The 24,739-nt window shown below is 68.6% G+C and carries 24 protein-coding genes; 13 read left to right on the top strand and 11 right to left on the bottom strand.

The features are described from left to right. Positions 1-250: 250 nt before the first annotated feature. Complete coding sequence (locus ABD908_RS16770) at positions 251-1,195, bottom strand: dioxygenase family protein (RefSeq protein ID WP_344997982.1); 945 nt, start codon at positions 1,193-1,195, stop codon at positions 251-253. Between the two features lie 57 nt (positions 1,196-1,252). Next, entirely contained in the window at positions 1,253-2,326 is a 1,074-nt protein-coding gene (locus ABD908_RS16775) for a maleylacetate reductase (RefSeq protein WP_425584392.1), read from the bottom strand. A gap of 259 nt (positions 2,327-2,585) precedes the next feature. Here ABD908_RS16775 and ABD908_RS16780 point away from each other — a divergent pair, with 259 nt between their 5' ends. From ABD908_RS16780 to ABD908_RS16810, 7 genes are all read left to right on the top strand, one after another. Continuing rightward, on the top strand, positions 2,586-4,109 hold the full coding sequence (locus ABD908_RS16780; RefSeq protein ID WP_344997984.1) for an IclR family transcriptional regulator domain-containing protein: 1,524 nt from the start codon (positions 2,586-2,588) through the stop codon (positions 4,107-4,109). 140 nt (positions 4,110-4,249) lie between these two features. After that, positions 4,250-5,344 (top strand): Gfo/Idh/MocA family protein, encoded by a 1,095-nt coding sequence (locus ABD908_RS16785; RefSeq protein WP_344997986.1) that lies wholly within the window; start codon positions 4,250-4,252, stop codon positions 5,342-5,344. 44 nt (positions 5,345-5,388) lie between these two features. Beyond that, on the top strand, positions 5,389-6,399 hold the full coding sequence (gene iolG, locus ABD908_RS16790; protein WP_344997988.1) for an inositol 2-dehydrogenase: 1,011 nt from the start codon (positions 5,389-5,391) through the stop codon (positions 6,397-6,399). Between the two features lie 39 nt (positions 6,400-6,438). Then, complete coding sequence (locus tag ABD908_RS16795) at positions 6,439-7,308, top strand: sugar phosphate isomerase/epimerase family protein (protein WP_344997990.1); 870 nt, start codon at positions 6,439-6,441, stop codon at positions 7,306-7,308. A 193-nt stretch (positions 7,309-7,501) separates the two neighbouring features. After that, positions 7,502-8,383, top strand: coding sequence for a universal stress protein (locus ABD908_RS16800; RefSeq protein ID WP_344997992.1), 882 nt, complete (start codon positions 7,502-7,504; stop codon positions 8,381-8,383). Between the two features lie 69 nt (positions 8,384-8,452). Continuing rightward, complete coding sequence (locus ABD908_RS16805) at positions 8,453-9,097, top strand: response regulator (RefSeq protein ID WP_344997994.1); 645 nt, start codon at positions 8,453-8,455, stop codon at positions 9,095-9,097. A 126-nt stretch (positions 9,098-9,223) separates the two neighbouring features. Continuing rightward, positions 9,224-10,150: a universal stress protein gene (locus tag ABD908_RS16810; protein WP_344997996.1), complete on the top strand. Its 927-nt coding sequence runs from the start codon at positions 9,224-9,226 to the stop codon at positions 10,148-10,150. A 75-nt stretch (positions 10,151-10,225) separates the two neighbouring features. Here the strand turns inward: ABD908_RS16810 and ABD908_RS16815 are convergent, their stop codons facing one another. Together ABD908_RS16815 and ABD908_RS16820 are read right to left on the bottom strand one after the other, a co-directional pair. Next, positions 10,226-11,968, bottom strand: a complete 1,743-nt coding sequence (locus ABD908_RS16815) for an NAD(P)/FAD-dependent oxidoreductase (RefSeq protein ID WP_344997998.1) — start codon at positions 11,966-11,968, stop codon at positions 10,226-10,228. A gap of 29 nt (positions 11,969-11,997) precedes the next feature. Continuing rightward, a complete protein-coding gene (locus tag ABD908_RS16820) occupies positions 11,998-13,515 on the bottom strand; it encodes a SulP family inorganic anion transporter (RefSeq protein WP_344998000.1) in 1,518 nt (505 codons plus the stop codon). Between the two features lie 280 nt (positions 13,516-13,795). Between ABD908_RS16820 and ABD908_RS16825 the strand changes: the two genes are divergently transcribed. The 3 genes from ABD908_RS16825 to ABD908_RS16835 all read left to right on the top strand — a co-directional run bounded on the left by ABD908_RS16825 (position 13,796) and on the right by ABD908_RS16835 (position 16,090). Beyond that, the gene (locus tag ABD908_RS16825; RefSeq protein ID WP_344998038.1) at positions 13,796-14,971 is read left to right on the top strand and encodes an alpha/beta hydrolase family protein; all 1,176 of its coding nucleotides are present in this window, start codon (positions 13,796-13,798) and stop codon (positions 14,969-14,971) included. 85 nt (positions 14,972-15,056) lie between these two features. Continuing rightward, positions 15,057-15,401, top strand: coding sequence for an ArsR/SmtB family transcription factor (locus ABD908_RS16830; protein ID WP_385920712.1), 345 nt, complete (start codon positions 15,057-15,059; stop codon positions 15,399-15,401). Continuing rightward, on the top strand, positions 15,401-16,090 hold the full coding sequence (locus tag ABD908_RS16835) for a cation efflux transmembrane domain-containing protein (RefSeq protein ID WP_344998004.1): 690 nt from the start codon (positions 15,401-15,403) through the stop codon (positions 16,088-16,090). Before ABD908_RS16830 ends, ABD908_RS16835 begins: the two co-directional genes overlap by 1 nt. A gap of 128 nt (positions 16,091-16,218) precedes the next feature. On the opposite strand, the gene ABD908_RS16840 is transcribed toward ABD908_RS16835, so the two are convergent. From ABD908_RS16840 to ABD908_RS16860, 5 genes are all read right to left on the bottom strand, one after another. After that, positions 16,219-16,668, bottom strand: a complete 450-nt coding sequence (locus ABD908_RS16840) for an Hsp20/alpha crystallin family protein (RefSeq protein ID WP_344998005.1) — start codon at positions 16,666-16,668, stop codon at positions 16,219-16,221. 787 nt (positions 16,669-17,455) lie between these two features. Next, positions 17,456-17,887: an arsenate-mycothiol transferase ArsC gene (locus ABD908_RS16845; protein ID WP_344998006.1), complete on the bottom strand. Its 432-nt coding sequence runs from the start codon at positions 17,885-17,887 to the stop codon at positions 17,456-17,458. A 15-nt stretch (positions 17,888-17,902) separates the two neighbouring features. Beyond that, positions 17,903-19,012: an ACR3 family arsenite efflux transporter gene (arsB, locus tag ABD908_RS16850; RefSeq protein WP_344998007.1), complete on the bottom strand. Its 1,110-nt coding sequence runs from the start codon at positions 19,010-19,012 to the stop codon at positions 17,903-17,905. After that, on the bottom strand, positions 19,009-19,395 hold the full coding sequence (locus tag ABD908_RS16855) for a metalloregulator ArsR/SmtB family transcription factor (protein WP_344998008.1): 387 nt from the start codon (positions 19,393-19,395) through the stop codon (positions 19,009-19,011). Before ABD908_RS16855 ends, arsB begins: the two co-directional genes overlap by 4 nt. A 54-nt stretch (positions 19,396-19,449) precedes the next feature. Further along, a complete protein-coding gene (locus ABD908_RS16860; protein WP_344998009.1) occupies positions 19,450-19,950 on the bottom strand; it encodes an ArsI/CadI family heavy metal resistance metalloenzyme in 501 nt (166 codons plus the stop codon). 100 nt (positions 19,951-20,050) lie between these two features. Here ABD908_RS16860 and ABD908_RS16865 point away from each other — a divergent pair, with 100 nt between their 5' ends. The 3 genes from ABD908_RS16865 to ABD908_RS16875 all read left to right on the top strand — a co-directional run bounded on the left by ABD908_RS16865 (position 20,051) and on the right by ABD908_RS16875 (position 21,832). Then, positions 20,051-20,410 (top strand): Rv2640c family ArsR-like transcriptional regulator, encoded by a 360-nt coding sequence (locus ABD908_RS16865; protein ID WP_344998010.1) that lies wholly within the window; start codon positions 20,051-20,053, stop codon positions 20,408-20,410. A 475-nt stretch (positions 20,411-20,885) separates the two neighbouring features. Beyond that, on the top strand, positions 20,886-21,086 hold the full coding sequence (locus tag ABD908_RS16870; RefSeq protein ID WP_344998012.1) for a hypothetical protein: 201 nt from the start codon (positions 20,886-20,888) through the stop codon (positions 21,084-21,086). Positions 21,087-21,454: 368 nt separating this feature from the next. Then, positions 21,455-21,832: a hypothetical protein gene (locus ABD908_RS16875; protein WP_344998014.1), complete on the top strand. Its 378-nt coding sequence runs from the start codon at positions 21,455-21,457 to the stop codon at positions 21,830-21,832. Between the two features lie 113 nt (positions 21,833-21,945). Here ABD908_RS16875 and ABD908_RS16880 read toward each other — a convergent pair whose 3' ends face one another. Continuing rightward, the gene (locus ABD908_RS16880) at positions 21,946-22,341 is read right to left on the bottom strand and encodes an STAS domain-containing protein (RefSeq protein ID WP_344998016.1); all 396 of its coding nucleotides are present in this window, start codon (positions 22,339-22,341) and stop codon (positions 21,946-21,948) included. 305 nt (positions 22,342-22,646) lie between these two features. Next, positions 22,647-24,554: an SDR family oxidoreductase gene (locus ABD908_RS16885; protein WP_344998018.1), complete on the bottom strand. Its 1,908-nt coding sequence runs from the start codon at positions 24,552-24,554 to the stop codon at positions 22,647-22,649. Positions 24,555-24,739: the final 185 nt, after the last annotated feature.

Below are 24,739 nucleotides of genomic sequence, written 5' to 3' on the forward strand. Positions count from 1 at the left end.
GTCATAACCGAACAACAACCCACCGAACGTGGCCACCACAGCCACCACATTCATCCGCTGCTGCTGCGGCCCCGACCGCAACGGTGGCAACGCCATCGGTCTCGAAGGCCTCGAAGGTAGTGCGTTCGACATTGAACTCTCCTGTTTCTGCCCACGAGGGCAAGGTGATTCGGCTTGACGACTAGGTTCCGCGGCGGTCGGTACCCGCAAGGCGCGGTGCGCGGAAGGAAGGGAGAAGGAAGGGAAGGGATCAGGCGCGCGCGGGAGCCAGCACGATGTCGAATCGCGCGCGGGACCAGGTCCGCGCGCCGAGGTCCCGCCCATCCGGCGTCGGCGCTCCAGCGGGCTGCTCGACGAAGTCCTTGACCAGCGAGTCCTTGACACCGAACACGGTGTCGCTGGACAGCAACTCGTCGCCGCGGACGAAGATGTGCGTCACGAGGGTGCGGAGACCGGGCGCCGAGACCATGAAGTGCAGGTGCGACGCGCGCATCGGAGATCGACCCGTCGCCACAAGTAACCGGCCGACCGGGCCGTCGTGCGGGATGGGATAGGGAGTGGGTGTAAGCCCCCAGAACCGAAAAGCCCCATTATCGTCGCTGAACAGGTGAGCGCGGCCGCTGACCCGCTCGTCGCTGTACTGGACGTCGTAGAAGCCGTCCTCGTCGGCCTCCCACACCTCGATGCGGGCGCCGGGGACCGGGTGGCCGCCGGTGTCGCGCACCGTGCCCTCGACCCAGCACGGCTGGCCGGCGGCGCCGCCGGCGATGTCGCCGCCGTTGTCGATCCGGGGGGCGTCCTCGACGAAGAACGGGCCGAACACCGTCGCTTCGGTGGCGTCTCCGTACGCCTCGTTGTTGACGTTGATCGTCTGCATCGACGCGCCGAGAACATCCGACAGCAGGATGAACTCCTGGCGGCGGTCGTCGGTGATGTGTCCCACCTCGGTGAGGAACTCGATCGCCGCGTTCCACTCGGACTCCGTGAGGCGGACCTCGCGGATCAGGGCGTGCAGGTGACGCACCAGCGCCTGGATCAGGTAGGTGAGCCGCGGGTTCGGGCAGTCGGTGAAGGAGGCCATCACGACGCGGGTCAGACGCTCCTCGACAGCCGCCTGCTCGGCGGATACCGGGGGTGGGTCGGCTGGTACGGCGGTTCGGGCGGCTGCGGTCTGGGCGGAGGAGGTCTCGGTCATGGGTGATCTCGATCGTGTCGGTGGAACGCGGGCTGGGGTTGTGGCTGGGCCCGGGGGTCAGGCGGGTGAGACGGGCTCGCGACCGGCCCAGGCGTTGTGGAGCAGGCTGCGGACGGCGTCTGCGGTCACGGGCCGCGGGTTCGCGTACGGCCTGCTGGTGACCTCATCGACGATCCGGTCGATGTCCGTCTCCTGCATGCCGAGGCGTGCCAGTGAGGTCGGGGCGCCGAGGTCGCGTGCCAGTCGCGCCAGGCGGGTGGCAGGATCGCCGTCGCCGGGGAGAGCGCGCGACAGAGCGGCGACGGCGATGGGTGCGTACGGCTCGTTGAACGCGAGGGCATGCGGAAGGATGACGGTGTGGGTTTCGGCGTGCGGAAGGTTGAGCGTGCCGCCGAGTGCGTGACAGAGCTTGTGATGCAGCGACATCGTGGTGGCGCCCAGGGTCGCGCCGCACAACCATGCGCCGTAGAGCGCGTCGCTGCGGGCAGCGGGAGCGGTGGGGTCGGCGACGATCGCGGGCAGCGCCGTCGCCAAGGCTCGCGCGCCCTCCTCGGCCATCAGGGATACGATCGGCGTCGCGTCGGGCGCATACAACCCCTCCACCGCGTGCGCGATCGCGTTGATTCCGCTGGTCACCGACATGCCCACGGGCAGCGTCGCAGTCAGCTCGGGGTCGTACACCACGCTGCGTGGCAGGACCCTCGAATCCCGTCCCGTCTCCTTCCGTCCGTCGGTGGTCACGCCCCACACGGGCGTCATCTCGGACCCGGCGTAGGTGGTGGGCACTGCGACGATCGGCAGGCCGTGCTCGAGCGCGATGGCCTTGCCGAGCCCGATCGCCGAACCGCCGCCCACCGTCACGCAACCGTCGGCGTGCAGCTCCGCCGCGACACCGGCCGCGCGCTCGGCGATCTCCGCCGGGACGTGCATGACGGCGTCGGCACGCACGTCCGCGCACCGGTCACCCAGCACCAGGGCGACGAGTTCACCCACGTTCTCCTGGCCGGGGGAGCACAGCACGAGAACCCGCTTCAGGCTGAGCTGATCGAGCTCGTCGGGCAGCAGCGCGAGCGTGCCGCTACCGAATCGCACTCTCATCGGCAGGGATTCGTACACGAACTCGTTCATCATCAGTTTCTGACCCTCCTGGCCAAGGTTGTCGGGCGAGACGGCACCGCCCATGCCCCGAGTTCGAGCCGGCACCGGACCGGCCCGGTTGGAACGTCGTCACGAGCATCGAAGCCGAAGACCGATTACTCTCATAGAATGGACGTGATGTACGCACCGTAACACAAAGTCTGGTAGAAGTGTGATGGAGATTACGCACGCGGCATCGGGGTGGGGCGGCGCCGTCGGCGCCGGGTACGCGAAGAGATGAGGGACGGACGCTGTGAGTTCGATTCAGTTACTCACCAAGGCCGGCCAGGTGGTGGACGAATTGGCCCGGTCGGGACCGTCGACGCCGGCCGAACTGGCCAAGGCGGTCGCGGAGCCGCGACCCACCGTGTACCGCATCGGCTCAGCCCTCGAGGAGCTCGAGCTGGTACGTGCCGCCGGGGCCGGCCGATTGGAACTCGCCGTCGGGCTGCTGCGCTGGGGGGACGCCGCGATCGAGGCGTTCGTCGATCGTCGCGAGATGCACGCGCAATTGCACTGGGTGCGCGAGCACGTGGGGATGACCGCCTACTTCTGCGTGCCGGGCGAGGGCGGGCTGCTGTGCCTCGGCCAGGTCGCGGGCGCGGTGGTCGACATGCTCGACCTCGGACCCGGCCGCATCCTGCCGCCGGACGCCGGAGCGGCTGCGCACGCCCTCACCCTGCCCACCGGCCGCGAGTGGAGCGTCGACGACGGCGAGGTCACGCAGGGGATCGCCTCCGTCGCCGTCCCGGTACGTCGTGACGACGGCGATGTGGTCGGCGTGATCGCGGTCGCCGGCCTACGTGCGAGCGTCCTGCCGCAGGCGGAATCCGCCGCCCAGTCGCTCACGGTGGCAGCGCGCGCCCTCGGCGAGTCGATGTCCCGCCCGCGCAGTACCGGACAGGCTGCCGCCCGCCGGCCGGAGCCGGCCGCGCGGACCAGCGCTCCTGCGCCGGCACTGATCCTGAAGGCCGGCGCCCTGATGAACGCCCTGGCGGAGGAGCGCATCGCGACCTCCGCCCGATTGACAGAACTGACCGACGAGCCCGTCAGCTCGGTCTACCGCATGCTCGCGACGCTTACCGAGATCGGCTGGGTCGAACAGATCTCCCCCCGCGGCGCCTACCGCGTCGGAGGAAGACTGTTGACCCTGGCGGCGGACGCCACGCGCAGGCTGGACATCCGCCGGGCCGCGCAACCGATCCTGGAACGGATCCACGCCGCGACCGGTGAGACCACGTTCCTCTGTGTCCGGCACGGCACCCGCGCGGTGTGTATCGAACGCATCGACGGCGTGCGCGTGAACAGTCGAGTGCTGCGGCTCGGTCGTTCCCTACCGCTCCACATCGGCGCGGCACCCCGGGCCCTACTGGCGTTCGAGGACCGGGAGCACTGGGAGGAGTACGCATCGATGGTCGCGGGCAGCGAGGATCTCCTCCGCGACGTCGGCTCCCGTTCCGAGCTGTATACGCAACTCGAGGAGATCCGCGCGGCAGGGCTGGTCATCAGCGACAACAACGTCACGCCCGGCATCGCCGCGATCGGGGCCCCGATCTTCGACCACTACGGGCGGGTGGCGGCGTCTCTGTCCGTCAGCGGGCTCCGCGACGGCGTGCTGGGCGAGAGCGAGGACGGTGGCCCGACGGTACGCGAGCTCGTGCGACAGGGAGCGCGCGACCTCTCGTCGTACCTGGGCTGGGACGAGCCGCAGAATTCGGCCGCGGGCGCCGGAGCGCTGCACCGCCACCATGAGCCGGACGACATCTTGACCAGGTGAGCACCCCATGTCACACTTGGACTGACTGTCCACTCAGTGATAGTTTGCAGGGCGGGTGGTTGCCACTCCCGCCCCCGCGACGTCCACGGCCTCCCGCAGAGCAGGGTCGCAACCTCAAAGAACTCGAACGACAGGAGACGATGGTGTCCGAAAAGATCCGTGTGGGACTACTCGGGATCACCCACCCGCACGCGTCCGCGCGAGTGCGCGCACTCCGGGAGATCGACGGTGTCGAGGTGGTCGCCGCCGCCGACGACGACCCGCGCCTGCAGTACTTCACCGACAAGTACGAGATCGAGGCGCGCACCATCGACGAGGTGCTCGGAGACCCCGACATCAACGCGGTGATGGTCCACTCGAAGAGCCGCGACATGGTGCCGCACGCGCTGCGGGCCCTCGCGGCGGGGAAGTCCGTAGTGGTCGAGAAGCCCGGTGGCGGCACCGTCGACGACCTGTCGAAGCTGCGCGAGGCCGAGCTGAACGCGGACGGGCTGGTGGTCCAGGTCGGCTACAACGTCCGCCTCGCCGAATCGGTCGGGCGCGCGAAGGAGCTGCTCGACGCGGGCGCCATCGGCGAGGTGGTGACTGTGTCGGCACGCGGGGCCGCCCTCGTCGGCGAGCACCTGACCGCCCACCTGAACCAGCCCGCCGATATGGGCGGCGTGCTGTGGATCCTCGGATGCCACATGCTCGACACGCTGGTACGCGTGTTCGGCGCGCCCGAGTCGGTGAACGCCCGGGTACACAAGTCGCCCCGCCTGTCCGACGAGAAGAGCCGCGAGGACTCGGCGGCGGTACTGCTGAACTACCCGGACCTGTCGATGACGTTCAGCTTCGACGGCCACGACCACCTGGAATGGTTCGAGAGCTCCGGCATCACCGTGTACGGCACCCATGGCTTGATCGAGCTCGGCATCCTGCCGCAGCGGCTGCGCGTGTACGTCGACGGCCCGCGCGCGGGCTTCGCGGCCGGCTGGACCGAGTGGACACAGAGCCACTTCACCCCGCCCTTTGCGCGCACCGAGTCCAACCGGTTCTCCGAGCTCCCGGAGCTCGAGAACATCAGCAACTTCCGCCCCGAGATGCGCGGCTGGATCGAGAGCATCCGTACCGGTGCCCCGATCGTGTCGCCCGTGGCCGACGCACTGACCGTGGCGCGGATCGTGGACGCCTGCTACCGCTCGGAGCAGGCTCGCGGCGCCGAGATCACGCTGGCACCGTCCAGCACCGACTGACCTTCCTCCGTCCGAGCGAGAAGCCCACAACCACAAGGAAAACCGTGTCCAACGACAAGCTGCGCCTCGCACTCTTCGGATCCGGCCGGATCGGCCAGGTCCACGCCCGGAGCATCGCCGAGAACCCCGACATCGAGCTGGTGATGATCGCGGATCCCTTCATCGACGGCGCACAGGCGCTGGCAGCCAAGGTGGGCGGGCGCGCCGTCGCCGACCCCGAGGAGGTCTTCGGCGAGCCGGACCTCGACGGCGTCATCGTCGCCTCTCCCACGCCCACCCACGTCGACCTGATGTCCCGCGCCGCCGCACACGGGCTGGCCGTGCTGTGCGAGAAGCCGATCGACCTCGACATCGACACCGTGCTCGCGTGTCGCGAGCAGATCGCGGCGCACTCCGTGCCGATCATGCTCGGATTCAACCGGCGCTTCGACCCGAGCTTCGCATCGGTCCGCCGGCAGGTCGCAGACGGGGAGATCGGAGCCCTCGAGCAGCTGATCATCACCAGCCGCGACCCCGCGCCGGCGCCCCGCGACTACATCGCCGCCTCCGGCGGGATCTTCCGCGACATGACCATCCACGACCTCGACATCGCACGGTTCTTCGTCCCGGACATCATCGAGGTCACAGCGGTCGGTGCCAACGTCTTCAGCGACGACATCAGGGAACTCGACGACTTCGACTCCGCCACCGTCACCCTCCGCGGTCGTGACGGGCAGATCGTGACCATCACGAACTCGCGGCACTGCGCGTTCGGATACGATCAGCGGCTCGAGGCGTTCGGCGCCACCGGCATGCTGTCCGCCGGCAACGTCACCGCCACCACGGTGCGCCGGTACGACGCCGCCGGCACCGAGCAGTCGGGGCCGTTCCTGCCGTTCTTCCTCGAGCGGTACGCCGCGGCCTACCGCGCCGAGCTCGATGCGTTCGCCCGAGCGATCCGGACCGGGGAGCCGTGCTCTCCGGGATTCGACGACGGTGTCGCGGCCCTGATACTCGCCGACGCCGCAGCCGAGTCCGCGACCACCGGTAAGACGGTCGGCGTCGCGCAGGCCTGAGTCACGCAACCTCCCACTACCTCGAAGGACGACCGACCGATGACCACGGGACCGATCGAACTGCTCGCCACCTGCTGGACGAGCGCGGGCGATGTCAAGCCGCTCATGCCGAGCGAGGTGAGTCCGATAGCCATCGGCGAACGAATCCAGGCGATCACCGACACCGGGTGGGCCGGGATCGGGCTCGCACAGGACGACCTGCGCGTGGCGCGCGACGGTATCGGCTTCGAGCCGCTGCGCGAGGCGATCACCGACGCCGGGCTCCGCTACGTCGAGGTCGAGTTGCTCACCGACTGGTGGGAGACGGGGGAGAAGCGGGCGGCCTCCGACGATGTACGCAAGCTGCTGTTCGAGGCCGCGAGTCGGTTGGACGCGGGACACATCAAGATCGGCACGGCATTCGGCAACGCGCTCGACTCGATCGACCCGTTGGTCGCCCCCTTGCGCGACCTCGCCGACGAGGCGGCCGACCTGGGGGTACGGCTCGCGCTGGAGGCCATGCCGTTCTCGATGGTCTCGAGCGTGCCGATGGGCGCCGATCTGGTACGCGCCGTCGACCGCGCCAACTGCGGCATCCTCGTCGACAGCTGGCACGTCTTCCGCGCCGGCACGTCGATCGCCGACCTCCGCGCATCCTTGAGCGCAGACATCCTGTTCGGGGTCGAGCTCGATGATGCCGCCGAGGCCGTCGTCGGGACGCTCTTCGAGGACACGCGGGACCACCGGTTGCTGTGCGGACAGGGCAGTTTCGACCTCATCGGACTCGTCCAGGCACTGACCGCGATCGGCTGGCGCGGCCCGTGGGGCGTCGAGATCATCTCCGATGACTACCGCGCGCTGGAGCTGACGACCGCCCTCGATCAGGCTCGTCGCAGCGCATCCGCAGTGATCGAGGAGGCGCTGCGCTGAGCCGGCTTCCCGGATTGCCGGTAGGGCCGGATCTCATCGTCCCGTGGGACTTTCGTCCCTGAGCCGAGGGGCCTGATCGTCGCCTCGGGCGCCTGGAATCGGTGACCTTCGGCAGTCGCGGCGACCGCAGCGGCGCTCCTATCGTCGACTCAGCAGACGGGACCGGACCCGTCTCGACGATCGGAGACAGCTCATGACAGATCCGCACGTCCTCGTCGGTGTCGACGGTTCTGCGGCCGCGCTGAAGGCGGTGACCTGGGCTGCGGCCGAGGCGTACCGGCGGTCCATGCCGCTGCTGCTGGTCGGCGTCGCGGACGGCGGTGCCTACGGTCCGCTCCTCGGCGCATCGGACAACTCGCTCGCGCAGATCGACGCCGCTGACGGTGCGGCGCTGTCCGCCGCTGAGGAACGCGTCTCGAAGCACTACCCGTCCGTGACCACGACCACCGTTCAGTGGACCGGTTCGCCGGCCGCAGAACTGATCCACCTCAGCCGCGACGCCTACCTGACGGTCTTGGGCGCCAACGGGATCGGCGGCTTCAGCGCCACGATCCTCGGCACCGTCGCGATGGCGCTGGTCACCAACGGCCACAGCCCGGTCGCGGTGATCCGCGGGGGCGAGCACGACGTCGTGCCGCGCACCGGCCCCGTCGTCGTCGGCGTGGATGCCGGAGGTTCCAGCGAGGCCGCGATCGCGTGGGCGTTCGACGAGGCATCCCGGCGCGGAGCGACACTCACCGCCGTGCACGCATGGACCGCGTATCCGGACGCGTATTCGCAGTCGCTCGCCCTCGCGAGCGGAATCGACTGGCAGGCCGAGGCGATCGAGGAGCAGGCGGTGTTCGCCGAGCGCCTCGTGGGATGGCGAGAGAAGTACCCGGACGTGCCGGTGCGGCCCGTACTTCGACCCGGCCGGGCCGCCGAGGCCCTGCTCGACCACACCGCCGGCGCCCAGCTCGTGGTGGTCGGCAGCCGCGGCCACGGCGACGTGACCGGCGTGTTCTTCGGGTCGGTCAGCCGCGCGCTCATCCACCACGCGCGGTGCCCCGTTCTGGTGGCGCGCAACCACGACTGACATAGCCGGTCGATGAGTGGGCGCCGGCGGTGCAACACTTGATCCTCCGAGAGTGGAAGGGAGTTCGCGATGATCGCTGTGTTCCTCGTCGACGACCACGAGGTGGTGCGCCGCGGAGTCGCCGATCTCCTCGAGGAGGAGGACGACCTGACGGTGGTGGGGCAGGCGGGCACCGTCGCGGAGGCACTCGTCCGAATTCCCTTGGTGCGACCCGACATAGCGGTGCTCGATGTCCGCCTCCCCGACGGCAACGGTGTCGAACTGTGCAGGGACCTGCGATCGGCGATGCCCGAACTGAACTGCCTGATGCTGACATCGTTCACGGACGAGCAGGCGATGCTCGACGCGATCGTCGCCGGAGCCGGCGGCTACGTGATCAAGGACATCCGCGGCCTCGAATTGATCGCCGCCGTGCGCACCGTAGGCACCGGCGGTTCACTCCTCGACACCCGCGCCGCCGCCGCACTCATGCGTCGTCTGCGGGCGCCGGCGCCGCGCTCGCCGCTCGACGACCTGACCGACCAGGAGCGGACGCTGCTCGGGCTGATCGGCGAGGGCCTGACCAACCGGCAGATCGCCGAACGGATGTGCCTGGCGGAGAAGACCGTCAAGAACTACGTGTCCCGGCTGCTGGCTAAGCTCGACCTGCAGCGACGGACCCAGGCTGCGGTGCTCGCCGCGCGGTTGGGCCACGGCGACGCCGGCCGTCCGTAGCGCCGTGGCGGCGCCTGGTTACCGAATCCCCCGTCGAGAGGGGACTTTCGGCAGGCGCGGCGACAGGGTGTCCGCGCATACCGTTGACACGGAGCCACCGGGCCCCACCGACGAGCGGAGAACCTCATGACCGAACACCCGATGCGCCCGTTCATCCTTGCCGGTGTCGACGGCTCGCCGGCGGCGTCACGCGCCGTGACCTGGGCCGCTGCCGAGGCACACAGCCGGGGCGTCGCGCTGTTGCTCGCCACAGTCATCGACATCGGCACCGAGTACAGTCCGTATGCCGGTGTCACGGAGGAGCTGTACGGCCGCATGCAGGAGGACGCGCGCAACGCGCTCGCCGCGGCCGAACAGCAGGTGGTAGAGCAGTTCCCAGCGGTGCCGACGTCGGTGGTCGTGAAGTCGGGACCACCGGCGGCGGGGCTCATCACGCTGAGCCGCGATGCTCTGCTGACGGTTGTGGGCGCCACCGGCCGGGGACGATTCAGCTCGATTCTGCTCGGGACCGTGGCGTTGGCGCTCGTGACGAGCGACAGCTGCCCGGTCGCCGTCATCCGCGGTGTGGGCGAGGACGACGTGGTGCCACAGACGGGCCCGGTCGTCCTGGGCATCGACGGCACCAAGGGCAGCGACGCAGCGATCCGGTGGGCGTTCGACGAGGCCTCGCGCCGGGCCACCACCCTCACCGCGGTGCATACGTGGACCGACCGCACCACTGCCACCGCACGGGTGTATGCCCCGCAGACCGGGAAGGACTACGACGCAGCCGACGCCGAGCACAGCGAGATCCTGGCGGAGCGGCTCGCCGGATGGCAGGAGAAGTACCCGGACGTAACGGTCCGCAGGGTGATGACGCCCGGCGAGGCGGCGGACACGCTTCTCACGCACGCTCGAGGTGCGCAGCTCGTCGTGGTGGGGAGCCGAGGCCACGGCGACGCGACCGGGGTGGTCTTCGGCTCGGTCAGCCGGATGCTGATCCACCATTCGCCGTGCCCGGTGTTGGTTGCGCGCAACCGCCCCGCCACCGCGTCCCGCTCGCACGGAGACTGACGCCGGGCGGCGGCTCGAACTCGCCGGATATCCGCACCGGTGATGAACCACGCCGGTTCGGCACGGGCCGCGACGCTACAGCGCGCTCGGCCTCGAGTCCCCTCGGACGCCTTGCAAGCTGTCGAGGTAGGCGTGCACCATCGACACCGCTGCGGCGCCCTCACCGCTGGCCGAGGCGACGCGCTTCATCGACCCCGACCGCACGTCGCCTACCGCGAACACCCCCGGGATGCTCGTGGCCAAGGCGTCGGGCGGCTCCGCCGGAGTGCGCCAGACACGCACCGGCAGGTCGGGCCCGGTGAGGACGAACCCGCACGGATCCAGTTCGATCCCGGCGGGCAGCCACGCGCAGTGTGGATCGGCGCCGAGCAGCAGGAACAGCCCGCGTGCGGTCACCGTCCGGGGGAGCTCGCCGACGGTGTCGAGGGTGAGCCATTCCAGGTTCTGCCTGCCACCGCCGTCGATCACCCGCGTACAGGTGAGCACCTCGATACGCGGGTTCGCCTCGATCTCGCGGATCAAGTACTCGCTCATCGTCGCGGCGAGCGAATCCCGCCGGACCACCACGGACACCGATCTCGCGAATCGGGCGAGATGGATTGCCGCCTGTCCGGCCGAATTCCCTCCGCCCACCACGTAGCAGTCCTGATCGGCCATCTCGCGAGCCGCGGTGGTCGCGGCGCCGTAGAAGACGCCGCGGCCGACCAGTTCCTCAAGCGGTTCCACGCCGAGCCGCCGATACTTCACACCCGTCGCAACGATCACGGCGCGGGCTGAGAAACGTTGTTCCTCCACCTCTATCGTGTGGCCGTCCCACGCCTTGCCGTCGGTGCACGGGTTGATCGTGATGCCGGTGCACCGGTGGCCGCTGAAGATCTCCGCACCGAACCGCGACGCCTGCAACCGGGCGCGCTGGGCGAGCCGCATCCCCGAGATGCCGCGCGGGAAACCGAGATAGTTGCGGATCATCGAGCTCGTCCCGGCCTGGCCGCCGACGGCGCCCTGCTCGAGCACCGTCGTCGTCAGGCCCTCGGACGCCCCGTAGACCGCCGCGGCCAGTCCCGCCGGCCCGGCGCCGATGACGGCCAGGTCGCACGGGGTGTCGTGCAGCGACTGCTGTCCGCTCACCCGCGCACGGGCGACGTCGCGGGCCGTCGCACCCGCTATCGGTGCGCCCGCGATCGTGGACTTCACGATCGGCAGCGGTACGCCGTCGGGATGTTCGTCGGCGATCAACGCGATGATGCGTCGCCCGATCTCGGAGGCGGGGGAGTACACCGTGTGCGGCATACCCATCCGCTCCAGGTAGTCCCGGATGCCCGCCGCCGCAGGATCGTTGGGCTCGGCGACGACCTTCGCGACGGGCGCCTCGGGTACGGCCACCGTCCAGCCCCAGTCGGAGAGCAGGCCCGAGACCTCCGAGTGGAACTCCTCGTCGCGCGGACCGCGAGGTATCAACTGCACCGAGTCGATCCGGGAGTCGGCGATCAGATCCCGGCTGACCGCGGCGGCCTCCGCGAGGACCCGCCAGTCGTAGACCGCGAGCCGCCGGCACGTGGTGCACAGCTCGGTGATCTCATCGACCACCGCGGCGGCCGCGCTGAGGTCGCCGTACAGTTCCGCGACGGCCAACGCGAGCTCGTCGCCGCCGCCGATGATGGCCGCGGTGGCTGCCACGGCGTCATCCGAGGGGACCACCCGAAGCTGGTAGTCACGCCCGTACCGCGCCGCGAACTCCTCGTACAGGACGTCGCGGTTCGCGTCGGAGGCCGCGACCAGGATGAAGGGACGGGTTCCCGTGTTCATGGGTGCGCTCACCAGGCCAACCTACCGAGGGACGGCGACTGTCAGTTGCTCGGAACGTGACCCGCCAGGCGATGGTGTCGATCGGTGCTGGCGGGGTTGAGGCCGACGATCTCGACCGTCTTCCCCTTACGCCCGTACTTGGTGGTCACGGCGTCGAGCGCGGCGACGGTGGAGGCGTCCCAGATGTGCGATTCCGTCATATCGATGACGATGTGGTCAGGGTCGCCCGCGTAGTCGAACTGATAGACCAGATCGTTGCTGGAGGCGAAGAACAGCTCGCCGCGCACGGTATACGTGCGCACCCCGGTGCCGGGATCGTCGGCGGGGACGACGCGCGTGAAGTGCGCCACCCGGCGGGCGAACGCGACCATGGCGGTCAGGACGCCGACCACGACGCCGATCGCCAGGTCGTTGGTGACTACCACGACGGCCACCGTCACCACCATGACGAGCGTCTCGCTGCGAGGCATCCGGCGCAGCGTGGCGGGACGGATGCTGTGCCAGTCGAAGGTGGCGGCGGACACCATGATCATGATCGCCACCAGGGCGGCCATCGGGATCTCGCCGAGGAGATGGCTGAGCCCGACCACCAGGATCAGCAGGAAGATCCCGGCCAGGAACGTCGAGATCCGGGTACGCCCACCGGAGACCTTCACGTTGATCATGGTCTGCCCGATCATCGCGCAGCCGCCCATGCCGCCGAAGAGGCCGGTGATGATGTTGGCGCCGCCCTGGCCCCACGACTCTCGGGTCTTGTTCGAAGGGCTGTCGGTGATGTCGTCGACGAGCTTCGCGGTCATCAGGGATTCGAGCAGGCCGACCAGTGCCATGGCCAGGGCGTAGGGGGCGATGATCTTCAGGGTGTCAACGGTGAGCGGCACGTGCGGGAAGCCGAAACCGGGAAGGCTGTCCGGCAGCTTCCCCTCGTCTCCGACCGTCGGGACCTTCGTGTGGCTGAAGATGGTGAACGCGCTGAGCAGGATCACCGCCACCAGCGGAGCGGGGACGGCGGTGGTCAGTTTCGGCAGGCCCCAGACGATGAAGACGCCGACGGCGATCAGTGGGTACACCGGCCACGGCACGTGCAGCATGTGCGGGACCTGGGCGAGGAAGATGAGGATGGCCAGCGCGTTGACGAAGCCGACCATCACCGACCGGGGGACGAACCGCATCAGCTTCGCTACCCCGAGGACACCGAAGACCACTTGGAGCACCCCGGCGAGGATGACCGTGGCGATCAGGTAGTCGAGTCCGTGCGCGTGGAGCACGGGCGCCACGACCAGGGCCGTGGAGCCGGCGGCCCCGGAGACCATCGCGGGTCGGCCACCCAGAATCGCGATGGACACGGCCATGGTGAACGCGGCGAACAACCCGACCCGGGGGTCGACTCCGGCCAGGATCGAGAACGAGATGGCCTCCGGGATCAGCGCGAGCCCGACGACCATGCCCGCGAACACCTCGGTGCGGAGCCTGCGCGGCGATCGCAGCGCGTCGAGCACCGTGACCTGATGGTCGCCAGACACCGCGGAGCCGGGCGTGGGCAGGCGGAATCGGGGCATGTCGGTCTCCTGGGTGTCCGGCAGACGGATGTAACGGATGTACTCGAGTGGCCGCATCATCGGGGCCGGAACGCGCGGAAGCCGCCTCACCGTCGAGACATCCGGGGGATGACGCCACAGGCGAGGTCGGACGTACGACCGACGTCGAACTCTACGCCTGTGCGAGACGGGGCTTCAAATCGTCTACGCGGCTGCGGGCCGACCCGGAACCGATCCCGCAGGCGGAGCCGCGAGTCTAAAGTCAGCCATCGTGACTCTTCGCGTAAAAAAGTCTCGCGCGATGCGCGTCGGCGTCGTCGTGGCCTCCGCAACCGTCCTCGCCGTCGCGCCGGCGGCCGCCGCGCCCGACTGGTCGGCGCTGAACGCCACCCATTACAGCGGCAGCGTCCCGGCCGAGGGCGGCATGCTGGTGCAGTCCGCCCCCCTGGCCTCGTCGCTCTCGGTGCCGGGCGCCGGGCGGGCCTACCGGATCCTGTACTCGACGACCAATCAGCACGACGCGCCGGCCGTGAGCACAGCCGCGGTCTTCGTACCCAAGGGACGACCACCGGCGGGTGGGTGGCCGGTGATCGCGTGGGCGCACGGCACCGTCGGGCTGGGGGACGACTGCGCGCCGTCGGCGAATCCGCGCAGCGAACGCGATAAGGAATACCTCTCGCACTGGCTGGATCTCGGCTACGTGATCGTCGCGACCGACTACGCCGGGCTCGGCACGCCGGGTCTGATGAGCTACCTCGACAGCGTCCCCACGGCGCACTACGTGGTGGACTCGGTGGTCGCGGTGCACAAGTTGCCGGCGCTACAGGCCGAACTGAACAAGAAGTGGGCCATCGTGGGCCAGTCCCAGGGTGGGGGAGCCGCCGTGAACTCGGCCGCGCACGCCACCGCATTCAGCGCAGGGAGCGGACTCGACTACCGAGGCGTGATCGCCACCGGAACCCCATACGGCCTGGAGACGATGATCGACGAGGCCGGACCCGACACCACGTTGCCCGCTGTCACCCCACCGGTCGCCAACGCCTATGCCGCGTACATCCTCGCCGGCTTCTCCGAGGCGAATCCGCAGATCGATGTGGCGAGTGCACTCACCCCGGTCGGCAAACAGGCGGCGAAGGAGGCCGCGACGATGTGCCTGCACCCACTGACCGACGCGCTCGCCCGCTACAAGCCGACCGAGTTCTTCGCCAAGAAGCTGGGTGATGTTCCGGGTCTACCGCAGGCGATGGCCGCGTACATGGGTACTCCCACCTCCGGATACGACCGCCCGGTGTTCCTCGGGGTCGGGCTCGAAGACACGGACGTCCCGCCGCAGTGCAGCGAGGCATTGGCCAAGGCGATGAAGGCCAACGGCGTGGACGTGCAGTTGCATGAGTACCCGAAGGCCGATCACAGCGGCGCGGTGATCGCCTCGATGCGCGACTCCACTCCGTTCCTTCAGAAGATCATGGCCGGCTGAGGTCTACCGACGCGCGGACCGCTCCGCCACAGACCGCGATCCTCGTTGGCCGCACAAGTACAGCGTTCCCTGAATACAGGTCGGAATGTACCATTGTGGGGTGGACACCGCACTGCAGACCGACGCGCTGGCCCGGTTCGGCTCCGCGTTGTCGGACACGACCCGCACCCGGATCCTGCTCGCCCTCCGCGGCGGCCCCGCATATCCGTCGGAGCTGGCAGACGGGATCGGGGTGTCACGGCAGATCGTGTCCAATCACCTCGCCTGCCTGCGTGGGTGTGGCCTGGTGGTCGCGGTCCCGGAGGGACGCCGCAGCCGTTACGAGCTCGCCGACCCGCGGATCGGGCGCGCCCTCGACGACCTGCTCGGACTGGTACTTGCGGTCGACCCCGCGTGCTGTTCGGCCGCCGCGACGGACGGGTGCTGCTGATGGCAGCGATCGGCCCGGCCACTCTGGGCTCTAGGCGACGGACGGTGCTGGCGCGCCGGATCCGGTGGCTGGTTGCGGCGACCATCTCCTACAACATCGCCGAAGCGGTGCTGGCGCTCGCGGTAGGCAGCCGAGTGTCGTCGGCCGCGTTGATCGGTTTCGGTCTGGATTCGGTCATTGAGGTGTCGTCCGCGGCCGCAGTCGCGTGGCAGTTCGCCGGAGCCGTCCCCGAGGAACGAGAGCGGACTGCACTGCGGATCATCGCGTCCTCCTTCTTCGCGCTCGCCGTGTACGTCACCGTCGACGCCGTCTGGTCACTGTTCGGCTCCACGCCCGCCGGGCACACGGCGATCGGAATCTATTTGGCCGCAACCAGTCTGGTGATCATGCCGGCGCTGTCGTGGGCGCAGCGCAGGGCAGGGGGAGAGCTGGGCTCGGTGTCAGCGGTGGCCGATTCCAAGCAGACCCTGCTGTGCACCTGCCTGTCCGCGGTGCTGTTGGTCGGCCTGCTGCTCAACCTCCTGTTGGGCTGGACCTGGGCCGATCCGGTCGCCGCGCTGGTGATCGCGGGCCTCGCAGTCAGGGAGGGCACGAACGCGTGGAGAGGCGACACCTGCTGCGCGACCCGCCTGGCCGTCGATCCGGCACCGTCGAGCCGGGACGGTCGCGGCTGCGGCTGCTGCGACTGACGCGGCAGGATCGGCCTGTGACAAGGGTTCGGCCCGGGAGCCTCGACAGACGTCTGAGACTCCCGGGCCTGGCCGGATCGTTCTGCCGGTCTCCGCTTGGCGGCGTGCTGACTCAGAGGTGGATTTGTTCAGCCGCTGGAGGATTCGACCGTCAGCTGCTGCTCCTCGCCGTGGTGGGCGATCTCGATCCGGCGGCGCTTGGCTCGCTCGGCGAGCGGGATCGTGACCGTGAGCACGCCGTTGTCGTAGCCCGCGGTGATCGCGGCGGCGTCGATGCCGTCTCCGAGAGTCAGTTGGCGTCGATAGATCCCGGAGAAACGTTCGCTGGCAAGCCATCGCACGCCATCGTCCGCCGGGGTCGTACGTTGGGCGGACAGGGTCAAAACGCCGCTGTCGACGCTGACGTCGATCGAACCCGGATCGGCGCCGGGGAGATCTGCAGTGAGTACGTAGTGGTCGTCGACCTGGTAGAGATCCATCGGCATGAAGCGCGGGGCGCGAGCCGAGCCGGTCTGCTGGCCGGTGAGTAGACCACGAGCGACGTTGTCGAATTCGGCGAATGGATCGAACCGGAGCACAGTGACACACCTCCTGTTACTTCCAGGCCTCCCGCCACCCTGGCGGGCGACACCTCAACTGTGCAGAACCGAATTTAGCACTCGGTCCGTCCGAGTGCCAAGCCTCTGCCGAGAATTTTTTCGGCCGGATCCTATCGGGAGCCTATGTGCGACTACACATCCCGAACGGCAGCCCGATCGCTCGCCCCCACCGACATCTCACCAGCACCAGGCGCACCGGCACGTCACTCAGCGCAGCCCAGGCACCTGATGCGGTCATCAATCGGTCTGCGCCTCAGCCGCGACACGATGCGCGACTCCACTGCCGCCGCGAGCAGTGGCGATACCGCACGACCCCTCATACTGTGGATGGATGATGCGCATGAACTGCACTGATTGCGGAAACACCACCAGGCTGGCGCGGCTGACTGTGCGCCTCGTCCTGTCGATCCCGATGTGCCCGCGATGTCATGGACACTCGTGGGTCGATAAAGACGGTGCGCCTGTCGCGTGGCAGTCCGCGCAACAGATCGACAACGTCGGCCTACCGGCTCCGTCCCTGGGCGCGGCGCCTGGATGAACCACCACTCCGAGACCGGCGGCCTTGGGCGACCCACCCCGGTCGGCAGCGTTGAGCCACCCCCGTGCGGACGAGTAAGCGAGTGACCTCGACGAGTGTGGTCCGGGAAGATCCCGGTTCGGTTGGTCCAGATCTGTGCCTGGTCGGCGGAGTCGATGAGGACGACAAGCAGCAGGCGGCCGACCCGCGGCGCGTGTAGTCGGAGTGGACCCCGAGCGCAGCGGGAGGTCAGGCTGTGGCATCTGGGTCGGCGAGGCGGCGGGTGAGGTCGTCGACGCGGGCGGCGATGTCGTCGCGGACCAGCCGCATCCGTTCGATGCCGTCGATGCCCCGTTCGGAGGGTTCGTCGGTGTCCCAGTTCTCCAGCTCCACGCCGGCGGGCACGTCGACGACGGCTTCCCGCCCGAGGGTGACCACCAGGTCCACCCGGGCCAGCAGGGCGGGGTCGATCGGCTTCGGGGTCTCGCCGGTGAGGTCGACACCGACCTCGAGCAGGGTCTGCGCGGACATCGGGTCGACTGTGCCGCCGGGCTTCGGGTCGGTGCCGGCGGAGTGGACCTCGACGGCGGGGCCGGCGGCCTTGCGCATCAGGCCGGCGGCCATCTGCGACTTGCCGCCATTCTTGACGCAGACGAACAGCACGGACGGGGTGACGGTCATAGGTGGTGTTCTCCTTCAGCGGGTCTCGGCGGGTTCAGGCCTCACGGCGGGGACTTCGGCGGTGGTGTGGAACCGTTTGCGCAGGGCCAGGGAGACGTACACCAGGCCGACCAGGACCGGCACCTCGATCAGCGGGCCGACGACACCGGCAAGTGCCTGGCCGGAGGTGGCGCCGTAGGTGGCGATCGCAACGGCGATGGCGAGCTCGAAGTTGTTGCCGGCGGCGGTGAACGCCAGGGTCGTGGTGCGCTCGTAAGCCAGCCCGACCAGGTGTCCGTAGAGGTAGCCGCCGCACCACATGACCGCGAAGTAGACGAGCAGCGGCAGGGCGATCCGGGCGACATCCAGGGGGCGGGAGGTGATCTGGTGGCCCTGCAACGCGAACAGGATGACGATGGTGAACAGCAGCCCGTATAGGGCCCACGGCCCGATCCGGGGCAGGAACCTCTGCTCGTACCAGGTGCGGCCTTTGGTCTTCTCCCCGAACCGGCGGCTCAGGTATCCGGCGACGAGCGGGATGCCGAGGAAGATCAACACCGACTTGGCGATCTCCCACGGGGAGGTGGCGATGGTGGTGGTCGCCAGCCCGAGCCAGCCGGGCAGTACCGACAGGTAGAACCAGCCGAGGACGGCGAACATGACCACCTGGAACACCGAGTTCAACGCGACGAGGACCGCGGCGGCCTCCCGGTCTCCACAGGCGAGGTCGTTCCAGATGATCACCATGGCGATGCAGCGGGCGAGCCCGACGATGATCAGGCCGGTCCGGTACTCCGGGAGATCGGGTAGCAGCAGCCAGGCGAGGGTGAACATCAGCAGCGGGCCGACCAGCCAGTTGAGGATCAGAGACCCGATCAGAAGGCGCCTGTCGCCGATGACGGTGTCGAGGCGGTCGTAGCGGACCTTCGCAAGCACCGGGTACATCATGATCAGCAGACCGAGGGCGATCGGTAGGGAGATGCCGTCGACCTGCACCTTCTCCAGGGCAGTGTTCAAGCACGGGATCAGCCGGCCGAGCAGCAGACCGGAGGCCATCGCTACGCCGATCCAGACGGGCAGGAACCGGTCGAATGTCGAGAGTTTCCCGACGACGACCGGGTGCTCGGGGGTGGGCGTGGTACTCACCTGTCGGTCTCCATCCGGGGGACGACATCGAGCAGAGCGTTGTCGGGGTGCAGGGCGGCAGCGAGGGCATCGAGGGCCTCGGGGACGACGCGGTAGAACACCCACGACGCCCGGCGCTCGGATTCCAGCAGCCCGGCGGTGCGCAGCACCTTGAGGTGGTGCGAGACGGTCGGCTGAGAGACGTCGACCACCGGGGCGATGTCGCAGACGCATGCCTCCCCGCCGGCGTGGCTGGCGATCAGGCTCAGCAACCGCAGCCGCACCGGGTCGGCGAGCGCCTTGAACACGGCCGCCAGGTCGATGGACTGCGTCTCGGTCAGCGGCGCCTGCACCAGCGGCGAGCAGCGGACCGTGACGTCCTCCACGCCCAAGCTATTCGACATACATCTATATTGACAGTTGTCGAATCAGTGCGCAAGGCGACGCCCCGACGGGGGTCAGCGCGGGGCGCGGGTGCAGCACACCGCTGGGGCGTCGCCACCGGGCGCCGGGGTCTCGGCGGCGGTGCCGCAGCACGGTACGCCGTCGGGGGAAGTGAGCTCGAAGCCGGGGGTGGATGTGGCGCAGGCGGTGTCGGAGCCGGCGAGGACGGTGTAGACCTCCCAGCGTTCGGCGTCAGGGGCGGTGACCCACATCTTGTCCCGGGTAGCGAAGCAGCAGGTGGTGTCGATCTCCTCTTCGGTGAACAGTCCCTCGCCGGTGAGGCGGGCGATCTCGCCGTGCACGGCCTCGCTGGAGCCGACCTCGACGCCGAGATGGTTGATCGAGCCGCCATGACCGGGGTTCTCCAGCAGCACCAGCTTCAGTGCGGGTTCGGCGATCGCGTAGTCGGCGTAGCCGGGCTCGACCTTGATGGGCTCGGTGCCGAACAGCTTGCTGTAGAAGGTGATCGACGCCTCGAGGTCGTCGACGTTGAGTGCGAGCTGAACACGGGACATGATGACCTCCGAGTGGTGTGACGTATATCGAAATCCTTCGACGTGATTGTCATACACCACCATTTCGACATATGTCAACACTGAGCGTAGCATCGGGTCCATGCCCAAGACGCTTCCCGTGATCGACATGTCGACGCCCGTGTGCTGCGCGCCGGTGGCGGCAGGGCCGGTCGACGACGACGCCGCACTGGAGGTGGCACTGCGACTCAAGGCTCTAGCGGATCCGGTGCGGGTGAAGCTGATGTCGCTGATGCTCGCGTCCCGGGAGATGGGACTGACGACGGGGGTGCTCGCCGACACGGTTGGACTGCGAGAGTCGACGGTCAGCCATCACCTGACCCAACTGAGATCCGCTGGGCTGATCACCTCGGAGCGGCGGGGGATGAGCGTGGACCACCAAGCCCGCAGGGAGGCCCTCTCCGCACTGTGCGTGGTGCTCGATCCCGATTGCTGCCGGTGATATGTCGACACCCGATTGGGGGGGCTGCAGCGGGTTACATACGTCACAGTGACGAATAGTCGGGCCAGCGCCCCCGGCGTCGCCGGTGCAACGAAGGACCGAGCACCCGCGCGGATTGCACCGTCGAACGGTAGAAGTCAGCGCAGCCCATGGTGCCGCGGCTGCACGGCATGCCGAATGCGACTGTCCCATAGGACTTGAGACAGCACGCGCGAACGCGTCACGTCGCCGACGACTCGAGCTCGCAGTACGTCGGCTCGGTTGAGACCGTGTCACCAGGATCGAAACGAGACGACCGGCAATCACCCCGCTTCGCCGATAATCTACATTATGACATATTGAAGCGTCATCATTGCGTAGGATGCTCGATCCCCCGCAGTGTCTCTAATAGCGCGTCGCGCACCCTCGTTCAACGCGTGCCGACACCGATCGTCGCAGACATGGCAGGATCCACCGCCGGGTCCGGTACGAGACGGTGTACGCGATCAGCTCGCTGCCGATGACCGACGCCCCACCGGAGCAGCTCGCCGGGTGGCTGCGTGGGCACTGGCCTGAATCACAGGTGATGGCGAGCCTGCGGGACACCGCCATCAGCCTGCTGCGCGTCGCCGGCGCCGACAACGTCGCCGCCGCGCTCCGACATCACGCCCGCGACGACCGATCACACTACTACTGACCTCGTGAAATACGACTTTGCCGAGCCCCGGTACATCAGCCCGGTGCAGTTCGGGACGCAGGCGATGCCACCAACGACGGAAGCCGCTTAACCAGGTGTCCACAAAACGGCGGCAACCCAGACGTGCACCCGCCCTCGATTCGTTTACATGACACCGGGTGTGGGTACTTACAACCCGTAGACGACGCGCCACGCGCGTTCCACCACGGGAGAGGCTGGATGAGGAAGTCGACGGCCGAGGTCGCGGCGACCTACGGCGACGCTGAACTCGCGGCGTCAGGCGACCCCGCCGACCACTGCCGCAGGGATGCCTGCCGCGGCCCGGAAGACAACGATCGGCTCCACAAAGAAGCTCTGGAAAGGTCGTCATGATCGTCCTCATCGGACTCGTAGTTCTTATCGCCGCAGTGGTCGTCGGCCTCGCGGCGGTGCTGGGCAACAGCGGCAGCGGCCACGCGCTGACACGCAGCTTCAGCATCCTCGGATATCACGTCACCGGCTCCACTGGGACACTGTTCCTCTACGGCGCCATCGTCGGCGCAGTAGGGCTCATCGGCCTCAGCCTGGTGATCGCCGGTGGCTTCAGGGCATCGCGCCGCGGCCGTCTCGCCCGCCGCCAGCTGAACGATTCCCGTCAGGAGACCGCGGATGCGTACCGATACCAGGACCAACGGACGGCCGACCAGCGCGAGACCGACCTGACGAACGCGGAGGGCCCGCAGCGAAGGTGGCGATGGCGCCGCTGAGGAACCCACATCGGGGAAACGAGATGCTTCGTGCGCAACACGTCGCGTAGAACTACGCAGCGCACTCGACGACCGACCCCGTGTGCGTCACCGCCAGCGGCGTTGCCACGACCTCAGCTGGCCAGCCACACTCCCTCAGCTGCAAGAGCATTCATTGCCGAGGTGAGATCGCCGAACACCCAGGCCGGGCGGTGATGGTCCACGATCCGCAGAAGGCGATCGACCGCGTCACCGATGACCACCGCACACCCGACGCCATAGCTGCGTGAGGTCTGTGGAAGTCCGACCACTGCCCACAACCCACATGACCCCATGAAGGTGACGCCGGTCAGGTCGATCAGCACGTTCACCCTACGGGCGAACAGCGACTGGATACGTGAATCGATCTCGGCGACGTTCGAGGCGTCGATCTCCCCCGATACGGACACCATCGTGGGGCCGGCCGCGCACCGTCCGCCACCCGACCGCGCTGTCGGGGCGCTGATGTCGATCGTCAGCAGACTCGACAACGGATCGGATTGTGTTGCCTCACAATATATTTCAATAGAACTCATACCTCAACCCCCACGATGCAGGTGGATGAAGAGCCGATCAACGTGTGCTACATCGGATTGTTGAGCGGCCTGGTATCACGAGGCTGCGACGTTCAACCTCACGACCGCGCCCGACAATCGCCGTCGTCCCGCCGGCGAGTTCAGGGCTTGGAAGGAAGTGCGCGCTACTCGATCGTATGCGGACCGAGCAGTGCCGTCAACGAACCGACAGACCGAGCGGCGCAGGACCCGTCGTTCGATCCCCGCGTGCACGCGACGCTTCACGCGCGTATCGCAGACGACGCAACCGGCTCTGCCGCACCCGACTTCGCGGCTACGGAGTCGGCCGAGGTGAGGTACTCCTGGTGCAAGAGTCGCCGGGTCAGGCGGGGCGTGAAATACTGCCCGAGCCCCGCAAGGGCACCGGCCGGGGTGTCGATGCGCGCGGGTCGACGCTCCAGCGCGCGCAGCACGATCGCCGCAGCCTTCTCCGGGCTCGCGGCGCGGACGTTCCGGTACGCCTCGGTCGGCGCGATCATGGGTGTCCGGACGAGCGGCATGTGCACATTGGTGAACGTGACGTGGTCCGTGAGGGTCTCGGTCGCGGCGACGTCGCTGAACGCGTCCAGCGCCGCCTTGCTGGCGACATACGCCGAGAACCGTGGACCGCGCGCCTGTGCCCCGATGCTCGACACGTTCACGATATGCCCGAACCCGCGGGCACGCATGTGCGGCAGCAAGGCCAGGATCATCCGGACGGCACCGAAATAGTTGACGTCCATGGTCCTTTCGAAGTCGTGGAACCGGGTCCCCGACGCCCGCACCGATCGACGGATCGAACGCCCGGCGTTGTTCACGAGGTAGTCGACGTGGTCGTGGTCGGCGAGGATGCTGGTCACCGTCGCGTCGACCGCGTCGCCGTCGGTGACGTCGCACACGTACGAGTACGCGTCTCCTCCTGCGCCCCGGATCTCCTCGACGACGGCGTCGAGCTCGGCGCCGGTACGCGCCAGCAGGATGACGCGGGCGCCGCGAGCCGCGGCCGCGATCGCCGTCTGCCGCCCGATCCCCGACGAGGCCCCGGTGATCACCATGTGGCGGCCGGCCAACCGGTCGCCGTGGCTCAGCCGTGCCGGGTCGAGGTTCTCGCGCCAGTAGGAGAACAACGCCGGCCCGTATCGGCGCAGCGGCGGGACCTCGATGCCGGTCCCCGCCAACCGCGCCCGCGTCGCGTCCGACGCGAACGTCGCCGTGAACCCCATGTTGTCGACCACCCGGGGCGGGATACCGAACTGCTTGAAGACCGTGTCCCGCGCCAGCCCGACGCGGCCGGAGCCGCTCGCCCGCACCAGGGTGTCGACGACTACCCGTGGGACGCGCCCGAGCGCCGGCGGCGCGCCCGCGGGCCGAGCGACGGCTCGGTAGATATCGAGGACGCTCTGCGGCTCGGGGTTGACGAGGTGGAAGACCGCCCGGTCCAGATCGGGCCGGTGCATCAGCTCGACCAGCGCCTGCGCGACGAAGTCGACGGGAACGATGTTGGTGTCGCCGGTATCCGGGATCACGACGGGAAGAATCGACGGCACCCGCGCCATCGCGGCGAACAGCCCGAAGAAGTAGTACGGGCCGTCCACCTTGTCCATCTCGCCGCTGCGGGAGTCCCCGACGACCACCGCGGGGCGGTACACCCGCCACCGGAGGCCCACGGCCTCGCGGACCAGGCGCTCCGACTCGAACTTCGTGCGGTGATACGGCGACGGAAAGCCCTGCCCGAGGTCGAAGTCGTCCTCCGTGAACGGCCCCCGGTGATCCCCCGCGACCGCGACGGACGAGACGTGGTGCAACTCCGCACCGAGGCGTATCGTCAGGTCGATCACCGCCCGGGTCCCCGCCACGTTCACCCGCTCCTGCGATGCGGCGTCGGCGGCCATGTCGTAGATCGCACCGAGGTGCAGTACCCGATCCACCCGCGGCGGATCGGCCGCCAGCCCCAGGTCCGGCTCGGCCAGGTCGCCGAGCACCGGAACGACGCGGTCGGATCCCCAGCGCGATCGCCACGCGTCGAGCTTCCCGACCGACGCCGGCCGCACCAGCGCGTAGACGACGGCGCGCTCGTCGCGCTCCAGAATCAACGGGACGATGAACCGACCGAGAAAGCCGGTCGCACCGGTGACCAGATATGTGCTCATTTCCGCTCCTCAGAAGCCGCGCCGATAACTGACTTCTGAGTAAGATTACTCCGGAGTCAGTTACCAGACCAGTGCGACCCGCGTCACCGGCTCACATCCAGGCGACGCACGCGGGCCGCCTGGCGGATCAGATGCTCACGCTCGGCGATGCTCGTGGCGCGACGAGCGGCCTCGGCGCATGGAGG

The sequence above is a fragment of the Tsukamurella soli genome (genome assembly GCF_039541155.1).
GTDB lineage: Bacteria > Actinomycetota > Actinomycetes > Mycobacteriales > Mycobacteriaceae > Tsukamurella > Tsukamurella soli.

Excerpts from the sequence above, each read along its gene's own strand:
- ABD908_RS16770 (WP_344997982.1), bottom strand. The coding sequence starts at position 1,195 with ATGACCGAGACCTCCTCCGCCCAGACCGCAGCCGCCCGAACCGCCGTA.
- ABD908_RS16775 (WP_425584392.1), bottom strand. The coding sequence starts at position 2,326 with ATGATGAACGAGTTCGTGTACGAATCCCTGCCGATGAGAGTGCGATTC.
- ABD908_RS16785 (WP_344997986.1), top strand. The coding sequence starts at position 4,250 with ATGGTGTCCGAAAAGATCCGTGTGGGACTACTCGGGATCACCCACCCG.
- ABD908_RS16795 (WP_344997990.1), top strand. The coding sequence starts at position 6,439 with ATGACCACGGGACCGATCGAACTGCTCGCCACCTGCTGGACGAGCGCG.
- ABD908_RS16800 (WP_344997992.1), top strand. The coding sequence starts at position 7,502 with ATGACAGATCCGCACGTCCTCGTCGGTGTCGACGGTTCTGCGGCCGCG.
- ABD908_RS16805 (WP_344997994.1), top strand. The coding sequence starts at position 8,453 with ATGATCGCTGTGTTCCTCGTCGACGACCACGAGGTGGTGCGCCGCGGA.
- ABD908_RS16810 (WP_344997996.1), top strand. The coding sequence starts at position 9,224 with ATGACCGAACACCCGATGCGCCCGTTCATCCTTGCCGGTGTCGACGGC.
- ABD908_RS16820 (WP_344998000.1), bottom strand. The coding sequence starts at position 13,515 with ATGCCCCGATTCCGCCTGCCCACGCCCGGCTCCGCGGTGTCTGGCGAC.
- ABD908_RS16825 (WP_344998038.1), top strand. The coding sequence starts at position 13,796 with ATGCGCGTCGGCGTCGTCGTGGCCTCCGCAACCGTCCTCGCCGTCGCG.
- ABD908_RS16830 (WP_385920712.1), top strand. The coding sequence starts at position 15,057 with ATGTACCATTGTGGGGTGGACACCGCACTGCAGACCGACGCGCTGGCC.
- ABD908_RS16835 (WP_344998004.1), top strand. The coding sequence starts at position 15,401 with ATGGCAGCGATCGGCCCGGCCACTCTGGGCTCTAGGCGACGGACGGTG.
- ABD908_RS16845 (WP_344998006.1), bottom strand. The coding sequence starts at position 17,887 with ATGACCGTCACCCCGTCCGTGCTGTTCGTCTGCGTCAAGAATGGCGGC.
- ABD908_RS16855 (WP_344998008.1), bottom strand. The coding sequence starts at position 19,395 with ATGTCGAATAGCTTGGGCGTGGAGGACGTCACGGTCCGCTGCTCGCCG.
- ABD908_RS16860 (WP_344998009.1), bottom strand. The coding sequence starts at position 19,950 with ATGTCCCGTGTTCAGCTCGCACTCAACGTCGACGACCTCGAGGCGTCG.
- ABD908_RS16865 (WP_344998010.1), top strand. The coding sequence starts at position 20,051 with ATGCCCAAGACGCTTCCCGTGATCGACATGTCGACGCCCGTGTGCTGC.
- ABD908_RS16875 (WP_344998014.1), top strand. The coding sequence starts at position 21,455 with ATGATCGTCCTCATCGGACTCGTAGTTCTTATCGCCGCAGTGGTCGTC.
- ABD908_RS16885 (WP_344998018.1), bottom strand. The coding sequence starts at position 24,554 with ATGAGCACATATCTGGTCACCGGTGCGACCGGCTTTCTCGGTCGGTTC.